General features: G+C 70.0%; 4 protein-coding genes. All 4 read right to left on the reverse strand.

The genetic code is table 11. From position 1 onward, the window contains the following. Window positions 1–61 precede the first annotated feature (61 nt). The 4 genes from BMG523DRAFT_RS18140 to BMG523DRAFT_RS18160 all read right to left on the reverse strand — a co-directional run bounded on the left by BMG523DRAFT_RS18140 (window position 62) and on the right by BMG523DRAFT_RS18160 (window position 5998). Window positions 62–961, reverse strand: a complete 900-nt coding sequence (locus tag BMG523DRAFT_RS18140) for a rhomboid-like protein (RefSeq protein WP_051623936.1) — start codon at window positions 959–961, stop codon at window positions 62–64. Window positions 962–1210: 249 nt separating this feature from the next. Next, a complete protein-coding gene (locus BMG523DRAFT_RS18145) occupies window positions 1211–2317 on the reverse strand; it encodes an esterase family protein (RefSeq protein WP_235463220.1) in 1107 nt (368 codons plus the stop codon). Between the two features lie 79 nt (window positions 2318–2396). Further along, a complete protein-coding gene (locus BMG523DRAFT_RS18150) occupies window positions 2397–4328 on the reverse strand; it encodes a phosphatidylglycerol lysyltransferase domain-containing protein (RefSeq protein WP_011437135.1) in 1932 nt (643 codons plus the stop codon). A 1040-nt stretch (window positions 4329–5368) separates the two neighbouring features. Then, window positions 5369–5998: a ribonuclease BN gene (locus BMG523DRAFT_RS18160; protein ID WP_368671122.1), complete on the reverse strand. Its 630-nt coding sequence runs from the start codon at window positions 5996–5998 to the stop codon at window positions 5369–5371. Window positions 5999–6201: the final 203 nt, after the last annotated feature.

Consider the following 6201-nt stretch of genomic DNA (forward strand, 5'->3'; position numbering starts at 1 on the left):
CAGCCAGGACGCTACCACCATCATGCCCGCTGGTGCCGGCGTTTCGGATCAGCGGCACACACTAAAAATGCAGATCAAGACCCGACTCGCGCCGTCCACGTATCCAACGATATCTTCGCACACCAAACCGCGCTTTGTGGCCGGACTTCGCCCTCCTGTTCCCCCCGACGTCCCACCAGCCGCGCCGGGCGGCGTCCCACCGAGCGGTGTCCCGCCGCGCCGCGGCGCGGCGGCGCACCGGTGGCGCGAGCCCCGCGAGCGCACCGAGGGCGAGGGCCGCCGTGTGGCCGACCGCGTCGAGATCCCCACGGCTCACCCCCTTCATCATCACGGGGAGTACGACGACGAAGGTCAGTGACGCCAGAGCGCGCAGCGACCGGCGGGAGGGCAGCACCACGAGCGCGGTCAGGGCGGTCGCCACGACATAGCTCGGCCCGACATCCAGGACGTGCAGAGCGGTCCGCGGCAACCCGCCGGTGACGACCCGCAGGTCCAGCACACCCTGGGAGATCAACGTCGCCCCGGCGTGCCCACCCAGCACGACGGCCAGCGCGGTGGCGCCTCCCGCCGTCGCCTCCAAGCCGCCCACGGCCAGGCCCGCGAACATGAGCCACGGCGCCAACGGCCCCTCGGGCAGCCACGGAATACTGCCCACAAGCACCCCGAGGGGATGGTGGCGCATCTGGTCGAAGGTTGTGCTCATGGCCCACTGCCAGCGGGTCGCCGTGGCCGGGTCGACGTACTGGAACACCCGCGCCGCGACGAGGGCGCCGAGCAAGGAGTCGGTCACCGGGAACCGGCCTACGGTCACCGGCAGCCGCCACACGACCGACCACGGGCGTCCCGACCACGGGCTGGCGGCGCCCTCGGCCCCGTGAACGTGCTCCGCGCCGGCGGGGCCGTCGTCACCTCTGGCGGTACCGTCGTCGCCTCCGGCGGGGGCCGGTGTGCGGACGGTCATGGGACTCCGGCCCCCGGTCCACCTCGGATGTTCTCCGCCGGCGCGGCCCATCCCCGCTGATCGCCCCGGCCTGGAATCGAGCACGCCACGGAACACTCCCGCCTGACGAGAAGCAGGGCCCATCTGAAGAATGTCTTCGCCCGGCGCTGTCATTCCCGGCACCGCGGCAGCCGACCAGATGTGCCACGGTCGCGCCGGGCGGATGGTCGCGCCGGGCGGATGGTCACGCCGGGCGGACGGGGCCGACAGTCACGCCGGGCGGATGGTCACGCCGGGCGGTACCGCCCACAGCAGGCTGTCTCGAAGCGCCGGACGCCACACGCCGAAGTCGTGGCCGCCGGGGCGCAGCCGCAGCACGACGTCGAAGCCCGGACGCTCCCCCAGGGCGCGGGCCATCGCCTCCGTGTCGCCCAACGCCTCATGATCGCCATGTCCGCAGTCCAGCCACACCCGCATCGGCGGGAATGGTGGGAGCGTCGCCGCGTACCGGGCCGGGGTGTTCGCCGCCACGACCAGAGCGAGATCGGGCCGGTTCCCGAACAGGCCGACCATCCCGCCGTCGTGGGTCGGTTTCGACATCCCGGACATATCAATGATCGTCTCGACGAGGTCACGGTGGCGTAGCCCGAGGTTCAGCGCGCAGAACCCGCCGGCGGACATTCCGACGAAGATCCGGTCGGCTCGGTCCGCGATGGCGCGCAACCGCCGGTCGACCGTCGAGATCACGTCGTCGATCAGATAGGTCTCGATGTTCTCGCCGGGCCGGTCGACGCATTCGCTGTCGTCGAGCCAACCGTGGCTCAGTCGCGGGGCGACGAGGATCGCGGGCCGGCCGACCCCGGCAAGCAGCGCGCCGACCTGCGCGGCCCGGCCCGCCCGGTACCAGTCGACCGGCACCCCCGGCGAGCCATGCAGAAGGTAGACGACGGGGAACCGGACGTGCGGTTCGGTGAAGTACTGGGGCGGGAGGTACACCAGTGCCTGCTTTGCCTCCTTCACACCGAACCCGCTGTGCGTGCCGGGGACCAACAGGTCGATAACCGATCCGTCCGGGTGCGGCGGCGCTGGCGCCGCAGCCTCCCGCGCCGACCCCGTCGGCCAGGACTTCACCCCGATGACGTCGTCGACCCGCGGCAGGTAGCCGTAGTAGGCATTGACCAGATCCGCCGCCGTCACCAACGTGAGCAGCATGGCGAGGACGCCCATCCCGAACGCGGCGGGGCGTCCCACCCGGTTCCGATGCCCCGCCCGGCGCCGGTGGGCCAGCCACCCGCAGCCTGCCCAGCAGGCGAGCGACATTCCCGCCAGGGACAGCAGGAACCACTTCCCGATGACGACCAGGGACCCCAAATCCACGCTCCCCTGCGAGTGTGTCCACGGTGTAGACAATATGGACGACGTAGACAATATGGACGACGTAGACTGAAGGTGATGGTCAGTCCGGCCCGGGGCCGGTCGAGGTGTCCTTTCTTCGGGCACGGTGATGGAGGCCGGCCGTCCCAGGCCGGGGCAGTCGGGACAACCGGGATAGTCGGGACAACCGGGATAGCCCGGACAGATGGTCGCGCCAGCAGGGCCAGACCAGGAAGGCCTCGGCTTCGAGCATCGCCAAGGCGATCCGTGGTAGCTCGGAACTGGCGGGGTAGCAGATATAACGGGGCTGCCAGGTGGGTTGAAATTTGGCGTTGAACCGGTACAAGCTATCGATTTGGAACCAGCGGGACAAGAATATTAACAGGGAACGCCAGCAGCGGATGACCGGCCCGGCGCCCAGGCGCTCGCCGCGTTCGAGCGCGGACCGGAAGAACGCAAAGTTCAGCGACAGCCGTTCGACGCCCAGCTCGCGGGCCTGGCGCAGGGCGCTGACGATGAGGAACTCGTTCAGCCCGTTGTCGGCGGTCCGGTCCCGCGTCATCGCGTCCAGCGACAGGCCGTTGGGGCCCCACGGCACGAAATGCAGCAGGGCGCGCAGCCGGGGCTCGGTGCCGGCCGCGTCGGCATGCGACGTGCCGTCCTCGATGCCGCTTGTCGTGTCGTTCGCCGGGTGGCCCGGAGCACCGTTCACCGGGTCGTCCGCGTCATGGGGACCCGCGTCATGGGGACCCGCGTCATGGGAGAACGCCATCACGGCTACGCAGTCGCCGTCCGCGCCGCCGCCGAGGCGGCCGAGCGCCATCGAGAAGCCCCGTTCCGTCTGGGTACCCCGCCAGGCAGCGGCCTGTGCCTTCAGCCGGGCGATGTCGGCCGGCGCGAGATCGCCGACCCGCCGCGCGACCGCGGTGTAGCCGGCGCGTTCCACCCGGGCGACCGCCTGGCGAACGTTACGCATCGCCCGGCCCTCCAGCGTGAACGACGCCGTGTCGACGATGGCCTCGTCACCGAATTCCAGCGCGCACAGCCCGGCGCGGGTCCAGGCGAAGCCACCCGCCTCCGAGCAGCCGAGGACCGCCGGCGTCCACGCATGATCGGCCGCCTCACGCAGGAACTCCCTGATGGCCCCCGGCCAGGCCTCCCGGTCACCGAGCGGGTCTCCGCTGGCCAGCATCACGCCGGAGACCACCCGGTAGGCCACGCAGGCCTTGCCGGTCGGTGACCAGATCACCGACTTGTCCGACCGCAGCGCGAAGTATCCCAGCGAGTCGGCCTTGCCGTGCCGGGCCAGCAGGGCACGTATCCGTTCCTCGTCGGAGTCGGTCAGCCGGGGCCGGGGCTCGGGCGGTCGCAGCGCGAGGTAGCCGGTGGTCACTATGGTCAACAGGCCCATCGTCAGCAGCACGCGGGCGGCGAGGCCGGAGAACCGGTCGGAGGTGAACCGTAGCGGACCGGGGATCCCGACGAGTCCCTCGACGATCTGTTCGAACTGGGCGGACAGCGAATGCGGGCCGACGATCCGGTCCTGGCGCACATAAAGCAGCAGGAACCCGATCCCGATCGAGACGACAGTGAGCAGCAGGCCGACGCCGAGCGCCCGCCAACGCGTCGACGGGTCGCCCTTGGCCCGGAACTCCCCGTGGACCAGCAGCAGGGCGATGAGCAGCGCGGCCGATCCGGCCGCCTCCTCGTAGTCCAGACCCTTGGCAACGTGGAGCACGATGCTCACGCCGAGCAGGACCACCACGGCCCGCCAAGCCCGCCGCTTGCGGCGGCGCAGCCCCGGCGTCAGCAGCACGAGCAGCATGCCGACGACGACGGTGAACGCGGCGGCCTGCTGGGAGGCCGCGGGGGGCAGGAGCACCCGCAGGTCCTCCAGGCGGGAGCGCCACTCCGGGGTGACCGCGGAGATGACGTCCACCAGGCCGACAACCAGAGCCAGCAGCGCGGCGATCCGAGGCGCCCACGGCTGTTTCCAGGGGGGCAGCACGGGCATCCGGCCGCTCTTCCTGCCGGGACGGACGCCGGGTGATGTCGTCGACGGCGGGGCAGATGACGGCTGTGAGGCAGACGACGCCGGTGAGGCAGACGACGCCGGTGAGGCAGACGACGCCGGTGAGGCAGACGACGCCGGTGAGGCAGACGACGCCGGTGAGGCAGACGGGGCACGCGGTGCCTGGGGGGCAGGCTGTGCGGAAGGGACAGGAGGGACGGGAGAGGCCGCGGACCCCCGACCGACCGGACCAGACCGGGCGGACAGGCCCCGGCGGGCGCCGGGCCGCCCGGGTTCCGGCCGCACCGCCGGGCGTGGCCACCACCGGCGCCGGATGACGGCGCGCTCGTTCGCCTCGGGCGGCGCGTTTCCCCCCCGCCGCCCGTCGGCGGGGCGCCCGGCCGAGGTGCCCGATGCCCCGGTCCCGCTCGAGATTCTCATGATCCCTATCGTCTCCCGATGGGTCGCTTGCTATGGCGCTCAGGACCTGGAGACGATAAACCGCCCCGTCACGGACGTTCCTCGTGCCACCCGATCGTAGCCGGGCCGAGTCGCGGGGTGGTCACGCGCAGAAGGCGCCGAGTCGTGGACGAGGGCCAGGCGGGCGTCCCGGGCCGGCAGGGAAGGACGACCTGGACGATCTCCGCCCGAACGTCTAGACACACCCAGCAGACCAGCTCACATACGACATTTAGGCAGTTAACTCACTTATCTAGCTCACTTATTACTCCCATCCGGACGGAGGTGACCCTGTGAGGTCGATCCGCGGTCTACTCATCCTGCGCTGCCGCTGCGGCCATGCGCGTCATGACCACGAGCACTACCGGCCCGGCTCGGATTGCGGCCGATGCGGGTGCCCGGCTTGGACCCTGTGGAGGCGACGTTGACGCCCCTGAACCTAGGGTAAGACGGGCAGGACGCCAGTCAACCAGATCAGCCGCTTACACAGCGTCACCTCCTGCTGTCCGCCGGACACGATCAACACCAGGTCACACGTCATTGGCCCTTGTGGCCCTCGGCGCCGATCCGCGCACCGGCTCAGCTCATGATTTCCGGGCTTGGTCTCGGCCCGTCCTCCTCCCGATGTGAAACTTTCTGAGGATGCCGGCGACCGACAGCTCGGTGTCGAGATACCACGTGCCGACGATTACCCCCCCGATGAGGACGACACCGAAACCGATCAGCCACGACAGGATGGTGAACACGACCCCGATCCCGCCATAGCTGCGCTCGTTCGCCACGATGGAAGCCGAGAATGCCAGCCGGCTGACGACACCCAGACCAGTCAGGCCGATCGTCGTGAACAGGGCTGTCGGCCACGAGTCCCGCCAGCTCATCCGGCCGATGGTGAGTACCCGGACCCCGACCCACAAGAAGAGCGCCAGGATCACGGTGGCTACCAGGCCGTAGCAGACCTGACCAGCCACGGTGCCGGTGAGCAGCGCCCCGAGACTCGTGGTAGCGACGAGAAAGAAGATCAATCCGCAGAGCCAGCCGACCTGGGCCAGTAGGCCGCGTAGCCCGAATGGCTTCAGTCTGAAGACCCGCACATAAATGGACTGGACGGACGCGGCCAGACTCAGTCCGCCAATTATCAGCCAGAGCACTCCCAGTACTGTCCAGCCGGTGAGGACGGTTCCGCTCCGCGGGGTAAAGAGTCGTTCCACGGCCATCGCCGCATCATGGCTCAACCCCACAGGGTGACCCGCAAAGTCTGTTTGTGCAGGTAGACGGTGTGAGACGGGGTGCGGGGGGCTGGGGCCGGTGGTGGTGTGAGGATCCGGGCCCGGCTGCTGTTTCGTCGCTGTGAGTAGCGCGTGTGAGGGTGGGTTCCGGCGCCGGCGGAAACGCCACCGATGACGTTCTGTGACAGCCG

This window comes from Frankia sp. BMG5.23 (genome assembly GCF_000685765.2).
Lineage (GTDB): Bacteria > Actinomycetota > Actinomycetes > Frankiales > Frankiaceae > Frankia > Frankia casuarinae.

Excerpts from the sequence above, each read along its gene's own strand:
- BMG523DRAFT_RS18140 (WP_051623936.1), bottom strand. The coding sequence starts at position 961 with ATGACCGTCCGCACACCGGCCCCCGCCGGAGGCGACGACGGTACCGCC.
- BMG523DRAFT_RS18150 (WP_011437135.1), bottom strand. The coding sequence starts at position 4,328 with ATGCCCGTGCTGCCCCCCTGGAAACAGCCGTGGGCGCCTCGGATCGCC.
- BMG523DRAFT_RS18160 (WP_368671122.1), bottom strand. The coding sequence starts at position 5,998 with ATGGCCGTGGAACGACTCTTTACCCCGCGGAGCGGAACCGTCCTCACC.